Annotated in this window: 14 protein-coding genes and 1 pseudogene; 7 read left to right on the plus strand and 8 right to left on the minus strand. The window is 53.3% G+C overall.

What is annotated here, in order from left to right; translation table 11 throughout:
- Positions 1 to 130 precede the first annotated feature (130 nt).
- The 3 genes from HV127_RS06575 to mtlR all read left to right on the plus strand — a co-directional run bounded on the left by HV127_RS06575 (position 131) and on the right by mtlR (position 3887).
- Positions 131 to 2041: a PTS mannitol transporter subunit IICBA gene (locus tag HV127_RS06575; RefSeq protein WP_182235377.1), complete on the plus strand. Its 1911-nt coding sequence runs from the start codon at positions 131 to 133 to the stop codon at positions 2039 to 2041.
- Positions 2042 to 2142: 101 nt separating this feature from the next.
- On the plus strand, positions 2143 to 3291 hold the full coding sequence (gene mtlD / locus HV127_RS06580; RefSeq protein ID WP_182235378.1) for a mannitol-1-phosphate 5-dehydrogenase: 1149 nt from the start codon (positions 2143 to 2145) through the stop codon (positions 3289 to 3291).
- Entirely contained in the window at positions 3288 to 3887 is a 600-nt protein-coding gene (mtlR, locus tag HV127_RS06585) for a mannitol operon repressor MtlR (protein WP_181484358.1), read from the plus strand. The genes mtlD and mtlR overlap by 4 nt, the downstream gene beginning before the upstream one ends.
- Here the strand turns inward: mtlR and HV127_RS06590 are convergent.
- The gene (locus HV127_RS06590) at positions 3876 to 4100 is read right to left on the minus strand and encodes a hypothetical protein (protein WP_182235379.1); all 225 of its coding nucleotides are present in this window, start codon (positions 4098 to 4100) and stop codon (positions 3876 to 3878) included. The genes mtlR and HV127_RS06590 overlap by 12 nt on opposite strands.
- Before the next feature lie 275 nt (positions 4101 to 4375).
- Here HV127_RS06590 and HV127_RS06595 point away from each other — a divergent pair, with 275 nt between their 5' ends.
- Complete coding sequence (locus HV127_RS06595; protein WP_182235380.1) at positions 4376 to 4738, plus strand: YibL family ribosome-associated protein; 363 nt, start codon at positions 4376 to 4378, stop codon at positions 4736 to 4738.
- 163 nt (positions 4739 to 4901) lie between these two features.
- On the opposite strand, the gene HV127_RS06600 is transcribed toward HV127_RS06595, so the two are convergent.
- From HV127_RS06600 to HV127_RS06615, 4 genes are all read right to left on the minus strand, one after another.
- Entirely contained in the window at positions 4902 to 6287 is a 1386-nt protein-coding gene (locus HV127_RS06600; RefSeq protein ID WP_182235381.1) for a carbohydrate porin, read from the minus strand.
- Positions 6288 to 6382: 95 nt separating this feature from the next.
- Positions 6383 to 6685: a PTS lactose/cellobiose transporter subunit IIA gene (locus tag HV127_RS06605; protein ID WP_182235382.1), complete on the minus strand. Its 303-nt coding sequence runs from the start codon at positions 6683 to 6685 to the stop codon at positions 6383 to 6385.
- Between the two features lie 102 nt (positions 6686 to 6787).
- Positions 6788 to 8110 carry a PTS sugar transporter subunit IIC gene (locus HV127_RS06610; protein ID WP_182235383.1) on the minus strand — a complete coding sequence of 441 codons (1323 nt, stop codon included), beginning with the start codon at positions 8108 to 8110 and terminating at the stop codon, positions 6788 to 6790.
- Between the two features lie 11 nt (positions 8111 to 8121).
- Complete coding sequence (locus HV127_RS06615; RefSeq protein ID WP_085045337.1) at positions 8122 to 8436, minus strand: PTS sugar transporter subunit IIB; 315 nt, start codon at positions 8434 to 8436, stop codon at positions 8122 to 8124.
- A gap of 293 nt (positions 8437 to 8729) precedes the next feature.
- Between HV127_RS06615 and HV127_RS06620 the strand changes: the two genes are divergently transcribed.
- Positions 8730 to 9671 carry a LacI family DNA-binding transcriptional regulator gene (locus HV127_RS06620; protein WP_182240580.1) on the plus strand — a complete coding sequence of 314 codons (942 nt, stop codon included), beginning with the start codon at positions 8730 to 8732 and terminating at the stop codon, positions 9669 to 9671.
- A gap of 22 nt (positions 9672 to 9693) precedes the next feature.
- Here HV127_RS06620 and HV127_RS06625 read toward each other — a convergent pair whose 3' ends face one another.
- Positions 9694 to 9987 (minus strand): YicS family protein, encoded by a 294-nt coding sequence (locus HV127_RS06625; protein WP_182235384.1) that lies wholly within the window; start codon positions 9985 to 9987, stop codon positions 9694 to 9696.
- Positions 9988 to 10131: 144 nt separating this feature from the next.
- On the opposite strand from HV127_RS06625, the pseudogene HV127_RS06630 reads away from it, so the two are divergent.
- Positions 10132 to 10722, plus strand: a pseudogene (locus HV127_RS06630) (Rpn family recombination-promoting nuclease/putative transposase); the annotation flags it as partial.
- Entirely contained in the window at positions 10722 to 10979 is a 258-nt protein-coding gene (locus HV127_RS06635) for a hypothetical protein (protein ID WP_182235385.1), read from the plus strand. The pseudogene HV127_RS06630 and the gene HV127_RS06635, both read left to right, overlap by 1 nt.
- A 3-nt stretch (positions 10980 to 10982) precedes the next feature.
- Here the strand turns inward: HV127_RS06635 and HV127_RS06640 are convergent, their stop codons facing one another.
- Positions 10983 to 11885, minus strand: a complete 903-nt coding sequence (locus tag HV127_RS06640; protein ID WP_181484352.1) for a carboxylate/amino acid/amine transporter — start codon at positions 11883 to 11885, stop codon at positions 10983 to 10985.
- Positions 11886 to 12223: 338 nt separating this feature from the next.
- Positions 12224 to 13657: a PTS N-acetylmuramic acid transporter subunit IIBC gene (murP, locus tag HV127_RS06645; protein WP_182235386.1), complete on the minus strand. Its 1434-nt coding sequence runs from the start codon at positions 13655 to 13657 to the stop codon at positions 12224 to 12226.
- Between the last annotated feature and the right edge of the window lie 24 nt (positions 13658 to 13681).

The following is a 13681-nucleotide window of genomic DNA, read 5'->3' on the forward strand; positions in this document are numbered from 1 at the left end:
CTGGACAGCTTAACGATTCAGTGCCAGATTTCGCACTATCAAACAGGGTCCGGCTACCTCTGCCGCCACATTAACAACGAGCCTCGGGCTTTCAGCCTGCCGATAGCAAAAACAGAAGAAGGGGTGTTTTATGTCATCCGATATCAAGATCAAAGTGCAAAGCTTTGGTCGTTTCCTCAGCAACATGGTGATGCCAAATATCGGCGCGTTTATCGCGTGGGGTATTATCACCGCATTATTCATTCCGACAGGATGGTTACCGAACGAAACGCTGGCGAAGCTGGTTGGTCCGATGATCACCTATCTGCTGCCGCTGCTGATCGGTTATACCGGCGGTAAGCTGATTGGCGGCGAGCGCGGCGGCGTGGTCGGCGCAATTACCACCATGGGCGTGATCGTCGGCGCAGATATGCCGATGTTCCTCGGTGCAATGATTGCCGGTCCGCTAGGCGGCTGGGCGATTAAACGTTTTGACGTCTGGGTTGATGGCAAAATCAAATCCGGCTTCGAAATGCTGGTGAACAACTTCTCTGCCGGCATCATCGGGATGATCCTCGCCATCCTGGCGTTCCTCGGCATTGGTCCTGCAGTTGAAGTCCTGTCCAAAATTCTGGCGGCAGGCGTTAACTTCATGGTTGTCCACGACATGCTGCCGCTGGCGTCCATCTTTGTTGAACCAGCGAAAATCCTGTTCCTCAACAACGCCATCAACCACGGTATCTTCTCGCCGCTGGGTATTCAGCAGTCGCATGACCTTGGCAAATCGATCTTCTTCCTGATTGAAGCTAACCCGGGTCCGGGTATGGGCGTTCTGCTGGCATACATGTTCTTTGGTCGCGGTAGCGCTAAACAGTCTGCGGGCGGTGCGGCAATTATCCACTTCCTCGGCGGTATTCACGAAATCTACTTCCCGTACGTGCTGATGAACCCGCGCCTGATTCTGGCGGTTATCCTCGGCGGTATGACCGGCGTATTCACCCTGACTATCCTTAACGGCGGTCTGGTTTCTCCAGCCTCTCCGGGTTCTATCCTGGCCGTGCTGGCGATGACGCCGAAAGGTGCCTACTTCGCTAACATCGCCGCGATTGTGGCTGCGATGGCCGTTTCCTTCGTAGTTTCAGCCGTTCTGCTGAAAACCAGCAAGGTTAAAGAAGAAGACGATATCGATGCAGCGACCCGTCGCATGCAGGATATGAAAGCACAGTCCAAAGGCGCAGCCACTCCGCTGGCCGCTGGCGATGTCGCTAACGACCTGAGCCACGTGCGTAAAATCATCGTGGCTTGCGACGCCGGTATGGGTTCCAGCGCCATGGGTGCAGGCGTGCTGCGTAAGAAAGTACAGGATGCCGGTCTGAGCAATATCTCCGTCACTAACTGTGCGATTAACAACCTGCCGCCGGATGTTGACCTGGTCATCACCCACCGCGACCTGACCGAGCGTGCGATGCGTCAGGTACCGCAGGCGCAGCATATTTCGCTGACCAACTTCCTCGACAGCGGTCTGTACTCCAGCCTGACCGAACGTCTGGTTGCGGCGCAGCGCCACACTGATAACGAAGAGAAAGTCCGCGACAGTCTGAAAGACAGCTTTGATGCGGCTGACACTAACCTGTTCAAACTCGGTGCAGAGAATATCTTCCTCGGTCGTAAAGCGGCCACCAAGGAAGAAGCGATTGTGTTTGCCGGTGAGCAATTGGTGAAAGGCGGCTACGTTGAGCCGGAATATGTCCAGGCAATGCTGGACCGCGAAAAACTGACTTCGACCTACCTGGGTGAGTCCATCGCGGTACCGCACGGCACCATCGAAGCTAAAGATCGCGTCCTGAAAACCGGCATCGTGTTCTGCCAGTATCCGGAAGGCGTGCGCTTTGGTGAAGAAGAGGATGAGGTCGCTCGTCTGGTCATCGGTATCGCTGCTCGCAATAACGAGCACATTCAGGTGATTACCAGCCTGACCAACGCACTGGACGATGAGTCAGTGATTGAGCGTCTGACCAAAACCACCAGCGTCGAAGAGGTCCTGGCGCTACTGAATAAATAACAGGCACAGTCTATTCCCTCTCCCTTTGGGAGAGGGTTAGGGTGAGGGAAAAGCCTCACCCCAGCCCTCTCAGGTAAAAACATTAATTGAAGGTTAATACTATGAAAGCATTACATTTTGGCGCAGGTAATATCGGTCGTGGCTTTATCGGCAAACTGCTGGCAGACGCGGGGATAAAGCTGACGTTTGCGGATGTAAATCAGGTTGTGCTTGATGCCCTGAATGCCCGTCATAGCTATCAGGTTCACGTGGTCGGCGAAAATGAGCAGGTTGATACCGTTTCCGGCGTCGATGCCGTCAGCAGCATCGGTGATGAAGTCGTTGAGCTGATTGCCAGCGTTGACCTGGTCACTACCGCCGTCGGCCCAGTTGTGCTGGAGCGCATTGCTCCGGCCATTGCTAAAGGTCTGGCTAAACGCAAAGCGCAGGGCATTACAGCCCCGCTGAATATTATCGCCTGCGAAAACATGGTCCGCGGCACGACTCAGCTCAAAGGCCACGTTTTTAACGCTCTGGCTGAAGAAGATAAAGCCTGGGTTGAAGCCAACGTCGGCTTCGTAGATTCCGCCGTTGACCGCATCGTTCCGCCATCCGCTTCCGCCACTCACGACCCGCTGGAAGTGACCGTGGAAACCTTTAGCGAGTGGATTGTCGACAAGACCCAGTTTAAAGGCGAGCTGCCGAATATCCCAGGAATGGAATTAACCGATAACCTGATGGCATTTGTCGAGCGTAAGCTATTCACCTTAAACACCGGACATGCTATAACCGCCTACCTCGGAAAACTGGCGGGTCACCAGACGATTCGCGATGCGATTCTCGATGAGAAAATCCGCGCGGTAGTTAAAGGGGCCATGGAAGAGAGCGGCGCGGTGCTGATCAAACGTTATGCCTTTGATGCACAGAAACACGCAGCCTATATCCAGAAGATTATTGGTCGTTTCGAGAACCCGTATTTGAAAGATGACGTTGAGCGCGTTGGCCGTCAGCCGCTGCGCAAACTGAGTGCGGGCGATCGTTTAATTAAGCCGCTGCTTGGTACGCTGGAATACGGCCTGCCGCATCTGAACCTGGTGAAAGGGATCGCTGCGGCGATGCACTTCCGCAGCGAAGAAGATCCGCAGGCGCAAGAGCTGGCGACGTTGATTGCAGAAAAAGGCCCTCAGGCCGCGCTGGCGCAGATTTCAGGTCTGGACGCGGCAAGCGATGTGGTGGCGGAAGCTGTTAACGACTATAACGCCACCAAATGAGGCAAGATCTGGCGCGGTCCGAACCGCGCCCATTACTACTCCTGTCAGATATGCAGGCAATAATGGAAGAAACACAGGCATTTGAAAACCGTGTGCTTGAGCGTCTGAATGCTGGCAAAACCGTAAGAAGCTTCCTGATCGCTACCGTTGAACTGCTGACGGAAGCGGTCAATATCCTGGTGCTTCAGGTGTTCCGTAAAGACGACTATGCGGTGAAATACGCAGTGGAGCCCTTGCTAGACGGCGAGGGGCCGCTGGGTGACCTTTCTGTACGCCTGAAGCTGATTTATGGCCTCGGGGTGATCAGTCGCGCCGAATACGAAGACGCCGAGCTGCTAATGGCCCTGCGCGAAGAGTTGAACCACGATGGTAATGAGTACAGCTTTACCGACGATGAGATTCTCGGACCGTTTGGCGAGCTGCACTGCGTCGCTGCGCTGCCGCCGATGCCGCTATTCGACGATAGCGATGCGGAACTGCTGGCAATGCAGAAACTGCGCTACCAGCAGGTTGTACGTTCAACAATGATGCTGTCTCTGACCGAGCTGATTTCTAAAATCAGCTTAAAAAAAGCCTTTCAAAAATCAACGCTCTGATTCGGCCTCTTGCTGGTCACACGTCGGCTGATAAAGCTGCCGATAATACTCCAGACGACGCAGAAACAGCTCCTCTTTGTCCGCCGGAATGTCTTGCGGTATATGCTGCAAACGCGGGGACTTTTTTAGATATTCCATAAAAGCCTGGCTTGAAGCCATAAAATCTACGGCCTTATCAATAATACGCGGTACACCGTCGCCGATTTTCGCCATCACGCTCTCCTCTGCTCGGGGATCATCTTGTTAAGAATTAGCCAAAAGAAGGGATTTAGATGAGGAAAACGTGCTTAATGGCCGACGGGCTTCACAGAAATGAACATTCACCCACTCTGGTGGAAAATCCGTATAATATTCAAATCATTATAATTACTCACGGCGATTGTTATTGCGGGGAAAGTCGTGACGTTTTGATAAATAGCTACCCACAACGGAAGCGACAGCACATACTATAGTCTGATAACGCCCATTTCTTAATAGATTAAACCACCATGAAAGAAGTCGAAAAAAGTGAAATTAAGCGTCTGAGCGACCGTCTCGACGCCATCCGTCACCAGCAGGCCAACCTGTCGCTGGTTGAAGCCGCAGACAAGTACGCCGAGCTGGAAAAAGAAAAAACCACCATTGAAGCGGAGCTTGTTCGCCTGCGCGAAGTTCAGGGTCAAAAACTGAGCAAAGAAGCGCAGAAACTGATGAGCCTGCCGCACCGTCGCGCCATCACCAAAAAAGAGCAGGCCGATATTGGCAAACTCAAAAAAAGCGTGCGCGGGCTGGTTCTTGTCCACCCGATGACCGCTCTGGGTCGCGAAATGGGCCTCAAAGAGATGACCGGCTTCTCAAAAACCGCGTTCTGATCTTTTCGCTGCGAAAATCCCCCGGTAGCACTGCTGTTTGATCGGGCTACGGGATCGAGCAGTCTGCTGGTTTGGTAGCCCGGACAGGTGCGTCAAGCGCCGCCTCCGGGAATAAGTCGCCGGGTCAGGCATTCATGCCATGACCCGGGACTGCTTCACTCGCTTAGAACCACGCTTCAAACATGCCGCCAACGTTCAGCGAATCCAGCTGATCGTCTTTGGTGCCGTTGACCTTCGCAGTGCGCTTGTTATCCACCTGACCGCCGGTCACGTAGAAACGCAGCATTGGGCGGAACTCTGGCCCCATACCGATCGCAATGTTCTGCGACAGCGTCAGCTTCCAGCCATGGTTGTCTCCGCCCTGATCGTAATCAACGCGCTGGTAACCTGCTTCCAGCCAGGTCGAATGCACATCGTTCCAGAAGTACATTGGACGGACAATCGCACCGTAGTTTTTACGGTTGTCGGTGTCGTCCTTGCTGTTGTCATAGTCGTGGAAGGCCAGCAGATATTCGATCTGCGCCTGCTGGGTAAACTTATAGTTGCCTTCGAAGCTGGCATAGATAGCGGTCAACCCGTCCGTTTTGTTGTAAACGCTGTTATCCGAGTTATCAGAGTAGCGCAGGATAACCTTATTCACGCCGCTGTCATCGCTGTTGGTGTGGCTTAACAGCAGGCCGCCCTGCCAGGCATCGAGCTGCTCGTTGTTATCCACCGCTTTTGAATCAAAGCCGTAGTTGGCGTAGACCTCAACATCGATCGGGCCCGCTTTGATATTGTGAGTTTTGGTGGTCAGCGCATAGTGACCATCATCGCCAGTGCCAGAGCCACCGGTACAGGTGATACGCGATGGGTTAGCCTCATCGGCCATCACTTCCGGGCTACAGGACTCCACCTGCGAGACCGCCGCCACGTCAAACTGTACGCCACCGATATCGAAGTTTTTCACCCCGGCGCCCTGGCCGTCGTGGTTCATCCAGAAGTAGTCGTTGATCCCCTGTTGCGGACGTTGATGGAAGTCGCGGCCTGCCCAGATATAGGCATTAGGGTTGGATTCCAGCACGTTGGTCACGCCAACGTAGGCTTTTTTCAGGTTAACTTCGTCACTCCAGTGGTCGAACATCACGTTGATATCCCAGATAGCCCCTTGGCTGCTCTTAAAGGCTTTAGTTATCTGGAATTCGCCGCCGTTGCCTTCGTTACCCAGACGACCGATTGCCGACGCGCCGTTATAAGAGCCATCCACGCCAACAAATTTCTGATCGCCGGTCTGGAATTGCGCGCCGTAGCGGGCGTAACCGCTAAACTTCAGCCCGAACGGAACCGCCATATCCGGCGATTGTGCGGCGGTTTGCGGGTTGGTCTCCAGATCCACCTTTTTCGCGGCGGCGGCGTCCATCTTAGCCTGACGGTCGGCCAGCGCTTTATCGACGGCTTTAGCCACAATGGCGTCAATTTGTTCCTGAGTAAAATCTTGTGCTAATACGGAAATTGGGCACAGCGCGGCGACGACCGCCATGGCTAATGGCAGCATTTTTACAGTTTTCATAATTATCTCGCTTTTAATAATTCATATATTCAGATAATAGCTATCCCGCCAGGATAAGCTGGTGATACTTATTTAGGGTACTATTGAGTTATATATTAACGTTGATACAGATGAATAATCTCTTCTGAAAATTCGCGAGCCAGCAGAGAATTCATCAGATGGTCCTGGGCGTGCACCATAATCAGCGTCATCGGCTGACGCCCTTCTCCCGCGTCCTGCTCGATAAGCTGGGTTTGCATCTGGTGCGCCCGGCGGGCATAACCATCGGCCTCATTAAGGAGCAACCGCGCTTCATCTATATTACCGCTACGGGCACAATGAAGCGCTTCAAAACATAATGAGCGTGACTGTCCCGCGTTGACGATAATTTCCATTACCGCATCTTCTAATTCAATCATGTTATGTCCTGAGATCATTAACTTTATTATTTAAATAATGTGGTGAAAGTCCTTTTTCTGCATTATTTACGCTGTCATCTTAAAAATATATTCTTTTAATTATTAGCTGACGGTTTCAGCAACCGGTGCCGAGTTTTTTGCTTTTTCGACTTCAGTTTTCATTAAGGAGCGTTCATAAGCGCGCAGGAATGGCAGATAGATAACCGCCGACATCACCATACAAATCACGCACATGACCACCGGGCTTAAGGTCCAGTTGGCAGCCCACGATGCGCCAATGGGAGCTGGCGTTGTCCATGGGGTCAGGGAAACGACCTGGCTCAGCCAGCCGAGACGCGTCGCGCCGTAAGCCAGCACGGCGTTGATCATCGGCACGAAGACAAACGGGATAAACATCATCGGGTTCATGATAATCGGCGCACCGAACAGAATCGGCTCGTTGATATTAAAGAAGCTGGGTACGACGCCCATTTTGCCAATGGTACGCAGGTGCGCCACGCGGCTACGCAGCAGCAGGAACGCCAGCGGGAGCGTGGAACCGACACCGCCGATTAGCAGGTAGTGGTCCCAGAAACCTTGCAGATAGACGTGGGGCAGAGCTGCACCAGCCGCCAGCGCCGCCTGGTTTGCCGACAGGTTGGCCATCCAGAACGGGTTCATAATTCCGGTGACAATCAGCGAACCGTGGATCCCGGCAAACCAGAAAATCTGGCACATCAGGACGGAAAGCAGAATCGCTGGCAGGGAGTCAGAGGCGGAAACCAGCGGCTCCAGCAGATGCATAATCGCCTGCGGCAGGATCATCCCGGTCTGCGCTTCGATAAACAGGTTCAGCGGATGCAGCGTCGCTATCACCACCAGCACCGGGATGAGGATTTCAAACGAGCGCGCAACGCCGGTCGGCACCTCTTTCGGCAGACGAATGGTGATGTTGTTCTGCTTCAGCCAGGCGTAAACGCGGGTGGAATAAATCGCGGTGATCAAGGCAGTGAAGATACCCTGACCAGAGAGATACTGAGTGGAGATTTTGCCATCCGCATACGGCGCGGCAACCAGTAAAAAGGCCATAAACGCCAGCAGACCGGACATTACCGGGTCGAGCTGGAACTGGCGTCCCAGGCTGGCGCCAATACCGACAGAGATAAAGAACGTCATCACGCCCATGCTGAGGTTAAACGGCAGCATCAGCTGTTCGCGATATTGTTGGGAGAAATCCAGCCAGCCGCGGGCGAAACCGTTGGTGGTATCCGGCGAAAAAGGAGGGAAGATAAATACCAGCATGAAAGAGCCGATGATCATAAACGGCAATGCGGCAGTGAAGCCATCGCGAATGGCGATAACGTATTTCTGCTGCCCAAGGCGTCCTGCCAGCGGTGTAATTGATTGCTCGATCACGGCAATCATGGACTGATACAGAGAACTCATTTGCACACCTCTTAATGCGCCGCTTCTATCAGCGACAGAGCATAATCCAGGACGTTATCTCCCCGCTGCATCCCGTAGTCCATGGTATTGATTGGCTGGACCGGAATATTCAGGGAAGCGGCTTTCTCAGATAAAGTTTTCAGCATGTATTTCACCTGGGGGCCAAGAAGCACCACCTGGTACTGTGGAAACTGCATGTCAAATTCGGAAACGCCATAGGCGTCAATCTGCACCGGCAGGTTACGTTCCTTTGCGACATCGACCATCTTTCTGACCAGCATACTGGTGGACATCCCGGCAGAGCAGCACAGCATAATCTTGTACATCGACGACCATCCTCAAAATGTAAAAAGTTATTGCGTGGATGATTTGATATCAGACGGAAACCGGTTTCCATTTATAAAAACAGAACTGTGATAACCGTCAAGATCTGTCAGCTATAGGGCTGATTAATTAGATTTGGCTCACATATTCCTGTGGTTTTTGCTACGTTTTTCCATGAAACGGAGAATCGGTTTCCAAATAAAAACGGAAACGGATATACTGCAGCTGGTTATTATTGAAGCGATTCAGGTCCAGGGATTTACAGGGATCGGACTGGCCCTGTCAGGGGAAAATGATGTCTACAATCAATGATGTATCACGCTTAGCTGGGGTATCGAAAGCCACAGTCTCTCGGGTGTTGAGTGGTTCGCGCGGGGTGAAGGAAGCCAGCCGACAGGCGGTGTTACAAGCGGCGGAAGAACTTAACTATCGGCCAAATATGATTGCGCAATCTTTGCTTAGTCAAACCACCGGCTGCATTGGCGTAATTTGCGCTCAGGACAATATTAATCAAACCACCAGCTACCTCTATGCCCTGGAAAAACAGCTCAGCCAGCACCAGAAACATCTACTGCTGCGTTTCGCAAATTCCCGCGGCAGGGTGATGCATTCACTCGAAGAGCTGACCTGCGGCCTTTGCGATGATGTATTGATTATTGGTGCACGGTTTCCGCTAAATATCGACCGGCCTGACGTGGTGCTGATTGACTGCCTGGAAAGCGAAGGTGTGAACAGCATTCATTTTGACCACGCCTTTGCGGCGGAAACAGCCTGTAACTATTTGATAAGCCAGGGGCGGCGACAGATTGCGCTGATCCATCCGCAGGGCAGCGGTTTTGCCGATCAGGTGCTGCTTGGCTACAAGCACGCTCTGGAAAAGAGTTTCCTGCCGTTTAATCGCAACCTGATCTTTCTCGACAGCCATTCGCCTTCCGTGGCGGTGCAGGAGTTGGTAAACAACGCAACCACGCTGAATTTCAATGCATTGCTGGTGGCAAACGAGCAGCAGGCGCAGCTGGTGGTCCCACAGTTGCAGGCATTCAATCGCGCAGTGCCAGAAAAAGTGATGGTGTTTAGCCTTGCTGGCTCGTTACAGCTACCCGGTATTCCGACCATCCCGGCGATTGAATATTCAATGGACGCAATGGCGAGTCGGATCGTCAGCTGGCTGACCGAAAAAACGCAAATGCTCGGCAGCAGCCCGCTGCGCGGGGATTTGATTATTCCGAACCGCTGATTACAACGCTTCGCCGCGGGCGCTACTGCGTCGGGCACTGAATGCCGCCGATCGCTTTCTGATAGGCGGCGCTATTGTTTTTATCCAGCGCCAGCGCTGCGCTTTGTACTGCGGTCTTATTCTCTGCTGATTCCAGTACGCGATTGGCAAACGTTGTATCGTCCAGACCACTACTGGCAGGGCAGCTTTTCCTCACATCCTTCACTATCTGCTGCTTTTGTTGCTCAAACTTTAGTCCGGAGAGCGGTGCGGCTGTTGCCACGGCAGATAGCGCCAAGCAGATAGCCAACGACAGCGTAATACTCATTCTTTTCATCACGGATATCCTTATTTTTATTAAAGCCTTCCTCTAACTATAGACGCATTCCCTGGATATTAATTTTGCGTGCAGGTTTCCGCAAAAATGCATCTTTTTCAATTCCCGTGCTTTATATCCCGAAGCGGCAAGCAAAGTCGTTTATACGCAGGTGCGCGGCGTATTTACGCGCCAGCTATTCCGACGTGCTGGCTGGATGAGTTTGCCGATGCAATTACCGCGCGTCAGCTCTATGCCGCCGCTTTCCCGCTGGTGGATATCACTGTGGTGCCGGATGACGAAATCATGCAGCACCGTCGCATAGCGCTGCTGGAACTGATCCAAAAGCATATCCGCCAGCGTGATTTACTTGGCCTGGTGGAAAAGTTAGCGGAGCTGTTGGTTAAAGGTTGCGCTAATGACAGCCAGATGAAAGCGCTGTTTAATTACATGCTGCAGTGTGGAGATGCGCCTCGTTTTGATGAGTTTCTTCACGAGGCCGCACGGCGCGTTCCTCAACATAAGGAGACACTGATGACCATTGCGGAAAGACTACGGCAGGAAGGGAGACAAGAGGGCAAGTTAGAAGGTAAACAAGAAGGTAGACAGGAGGGTAGACAAGAAGAAGCGTTACGTATTGCCTGTTTATTTCTGGATCAGGGGTTTGAGCGCGAGCTGGTACGGATGACTATCGGGCTATCGGATGACGATCTGAATGCATTCCAGGATGCATCCCTCAAGATGGGGGAAAATTAATGACGATTGTAGAGAGGCTACGGCTGGAAGATATACCACAGGAGTTACAACAAGAGTATTTACTGGGATATCTATTGGAATTATACCTGTATTTTTATGAAGAATTTCAGGAAGGTAAACGAGAAGAGGCGTTACGTATTGCTCGTTCATGTCTGGAGCAGGGGTTTGAGCGCGAGCTGGTAAGAGTTGTTTGCCAACTATCGGATGACGATATGAAGATGCTGCAAACTCAGGCCACCGCATCCTCATCCAGATAATCGTCAGGCCGTTTTAACTCTACGCCGCGAATCCATGGCGATCAGCACCACCGACGAGAGAATCAACAGCGTGCCCAGCCAGTCCGGTAGGGTAAACGTAATGCCAAGCAGTAGCAAAGAGAGCAAGGCGCTACTCAGCGGCTCTGCGCAGCTAAGAATACCCGCCTTTGCGCCGCCAATCTTCTGCGCGCCGTTCAGGTAGAGGCTGAAGGTCAGCGACGTACCGATAACCACCAGATAGAAAAATGCCAGCAGCAGGCTGCCGTTAACCACAAAATGGTTGTCCTGACCGGCGTAAAACGGCAATAACATCGCGCCGCCGAGCAGCATGCTCCAGCCGACGATCGGCAGCGTGCCGTAGCGGGCAATCAGCGTTGAAGGATAAGTGGTGTAGAAGGCGGCAGCAAACGCCGAGGCGATACCCCAGAATAACGCGGCGGGGGAAATCGACAGCGTTGTCGGGTTGCCATGGGTGACCAGCAGGAAAGTACCCGCCAGCGAGGTACCGATAGCCGCCAGCACCAGCGGACTGGGGCGTGTTTTTCGGGCGATAGCAAACCAGGCGACGATAATCGTCGGCGACAGGAACTGCAGTACCGTCGCGGTGGCGGCGTTGGATTTCTCGATAGTCATCAGGAAGGTGTACTGCACGGTGAGCGCGCCGAACAGCGAGAAGATCAGCAGGCTAATCGCATCTTTGCGGTTTTGCAGAACGCGAAATATTTTGTCGCCATGAACGAACGAGAGCATCAGAAGAATCAGACCCGCGAAAAGCAGGCGCGTCATGGTCAGAAACGGCGATGACATCTGACTTTGCTGCATAATATATTGCGCACAGACGCCGGAACTGCCCCACAGCACGGCGGCTATTAGTACGTTCAGCATCCCTTTTTTGCTGGAGCCCATCTTTCCCTCAAGTGAAATATCGCAAAAGCGGCATCATAACATGAGCGCGTCCGGGCGGCGGGGCAGGAAATGGTAGTTGGACCATTGATCGGATCGCTAATTAAGGTGCAGGCCAGTTGGAATTGCCGGTGGCGGCTAACGCCTGATCGGGCCTACACGACCTGCGAATGACATCAGCCACGTATCCAGTCAGGGGAATTCCAATCTCCAATCCGAAACCACCTGTAGGCCGGGCAAGGCGTTAGCCGCCGCCCGGCAGAAACGCGGCACAATATTCAAAACAGGTTTTCATCAGGCGGGCTAAATAACGTTCAACCGTTATGCATCAGACGCGCGTCTTAGCTCAAATCAACGTTTTTACTGCCAAACAGCCAGGTCAGGGCAAATCCACAAAGATAAGAGACCGCCAACCCGGCAGCATATACCGCCATTCCGGCGTAAATTCCGCTGCCGGAGGTCATCAGCGGCAGCGCCACCAGACCGGAAGGACCGAACACGGTATTGAGGCCAACCGGCAGGCCCAGCCATGCAATCAGGCCGAGGAAGAAACCGCCGCAGGCGCCGCCGAGGCAGGCAGTGATAAACGGCTTCATGCGCGGCAGCGTCACACCGTAAATCAGCGGTTCGCCGATACCGAGGAAGCCGGGAATAATCGCCCCTTTAATCTGGGTACGCAGCAAAGAGCCGTGCTTTGCCCGCCAGAACAGCGCCAGCGCAGCGCCCACCTGCCCGGCCCCCGCCATCGCCAGAATCGGGAACAGCGAGTTAAACCCTTGCGCATCCACCAGGGCGAAATAGACCGGCACAAAGCCCTGATGTACGCCGAACATCACCGCCAGCAGGAACAAACCGGCCAGCACCGCAGAGCCGAACGGGTTGCCGTTGAGGTGCAGGAATAACCATGACATTCCGGTAAACAACCAGCCGCCGATAGGCATAATCACGATAAAGGTTACCGCGCCCATAATCAGCAGCGTTACGGCTGAGGTGAGGATCATATCGAGGTTTGCGGGCATCACCCGGCGCACTTGTCTTTCCACCCATGCGCCAATAATTGAGGCGATCAGCACGCCGATAATATTGCCACGCGGATCGATACCGTGGCCGAAGAAGGTGGTGATCCCGGAATAGAATCCGCTGGTGGCCTCGGGGTTATAGCCGAGAACAAACAGCGCAGCGATAATCGCGCCGTTAACGCCGGACCCGCCGAACGCCTTCTGGGCGTTATAGCCGATCAGGATGCTCAGGAAGGTAAACATTCCCTTGCTGAACACCTTCATGTAGCCAATCAGCGCCACCACCGTGGCGTTCGGATGGGCGTTTTCCAGCACAAACATCTGTTCTGCCAGAGTGGCAAAGCCCAGCAGCAACCCAACGGCAATAAAGCCGGGGATCAGCGGAGTAAAAATGGTGGCAAATTTGGCGAGAAACTTCTGAACACCGCTGGTTTGCTTACTCTTCAGCGCCTGCTTTTTCTCTGCTGCCACATCGGCCAGCGATGGCGCATCCGCCGGAGCCTCTTCCAGTAACGCGTTCATCATTTCCGCTGCGGTTTGCGCCTTTCCGGGGCCAAGCACCACCTGGAACTGCTCATCGCTAACGATAACACCCATCACGCCCTCAATTTGACGGATGGCGGCGCTATCGGCCCGCGACTCATCGCGCAGGGTCAGGCGCAGTCGGGTCATACAGTTTCCCGCTTGCGCTATGTTTCCGGCTCCGCCAACGTGATTGAGGATCCGCACTATCATCTCTTTATTTATTTTTGCCATTGCAGATTACCTGTTGGTCAGCGG

It is taken from the genome of Klebsiella sp. RHBSTW-00215 (assembly GCF_014103785.1).
GTDB lineage: Bacteria > Pseudomonadota > Gammaproteobacteria > Enterobacterales > Enterobacteriaceae > Klebsiella.

What these genes read in the sequence shown, in the direction of transcription:
- HV127_RS06575 (WP_182235377.1), top strand. Translation starts at nt 131, where the DNA reads ATGTCATCCGATATCAAGATCAAAGTGCAAAGCTTTGGTCGTTTCCTC.
- mtlD (WP_182235378.1), top strand. Translation starts at nt 2,143, where the DNA reads ATGAAAGCATTACATTTTGGCGCAGGTAATATCGGTCGTGGCTTTATC.
- mtlR (WP_181484358.1), top strand. Translation starts at nt 3,288, where the DNA reads ATGAGGCAAGATCTGGCGCGGTCCGAACCGCGCCCATTACTACTCCTG.
- HV127_RS06590 (WP_182235379.1), bottom strand. Translation starts at nt 4,100, where the DNA reads ATGGCGAAAATCGGCGACGGTGTACCGCGTATTATTGATAAGGCCGTA.
- HV127_RS06595 (WP_182235380.1), top strand. Translation starts at nt 4,376, where the DNA reads ATGAAAGAAGTCGAAAAAAGTGAAATTAAGCGTCTGAGCGACCGTCTC.
- HV127_RS06600 (WP_182235381.1), bottom strand. Translation starts at nt 6,287, where the DNA reads ATGAAAACTGTAAAAATGCTGCCATTAGCCATGGCGGTCGTCGCCGCG.
- HV127_RS06605 (WP_182235382.1), bottom strand. Translation starts at nt 6,685, where the DNA reads ATGATTGAATTAGAAGATGCGGTAATGGAAATTATCGTCAACGCGGGA.
- HV127_RS06610 (WP_182235383.1), bottom strand. Translation starts at nt 8,110, where the DNA reads ATGAGTTCTCTGTATCAGTCCATGATTGCCGTGATCGAGCAATCAATT.
- HV127_RS06615 (WP_085045337.1), bottom strand. Translation starts at nt 8,436, where the DNA reads ATGTACAAGATTATGCTGTGCTGCTCTGCCGGGATGTCCACCAGTATG.
- HV127_RS06620 (WP_182240580.1), top strand. Translation starts at nt 8,730, where the DNA reads ATGTCTACAATCAATGATGTATCACGCTTAGCTGGGGTATCGAAAGCC.
- HV127_RS06625 (WP_182235384.1), bottom strand. Translation starts at nt 9,987, where the DNA reads ATGAAAAGAATGAGTATTACGCTGTCGTTGGCTATCTGCTTGGCGCTA.
- HV127_RS06635 (WP_182235385.1), top strand. Translation starts at nt 10,722, where the DNA reads ATGACGATTGTAGAGAGGCTACGGCTGGAAGATATACCACAGGAGTTA.
- HV127_RS06640 (WP_181484352.1), bottom strand. Translation starts at nt 11,885, where the DNA reads ATGGGCTCCAGCAAAAAAGGGATGCTGAACGTACTAATAGCCGCCGTG.
- murP (WP_182235386.1), bottom strand. Translation starts at nt 13,657, where the DNA reads ATGGCAAAAATAAATAAAGAGATGATAGTGCGGATCCTCAATCACGTT.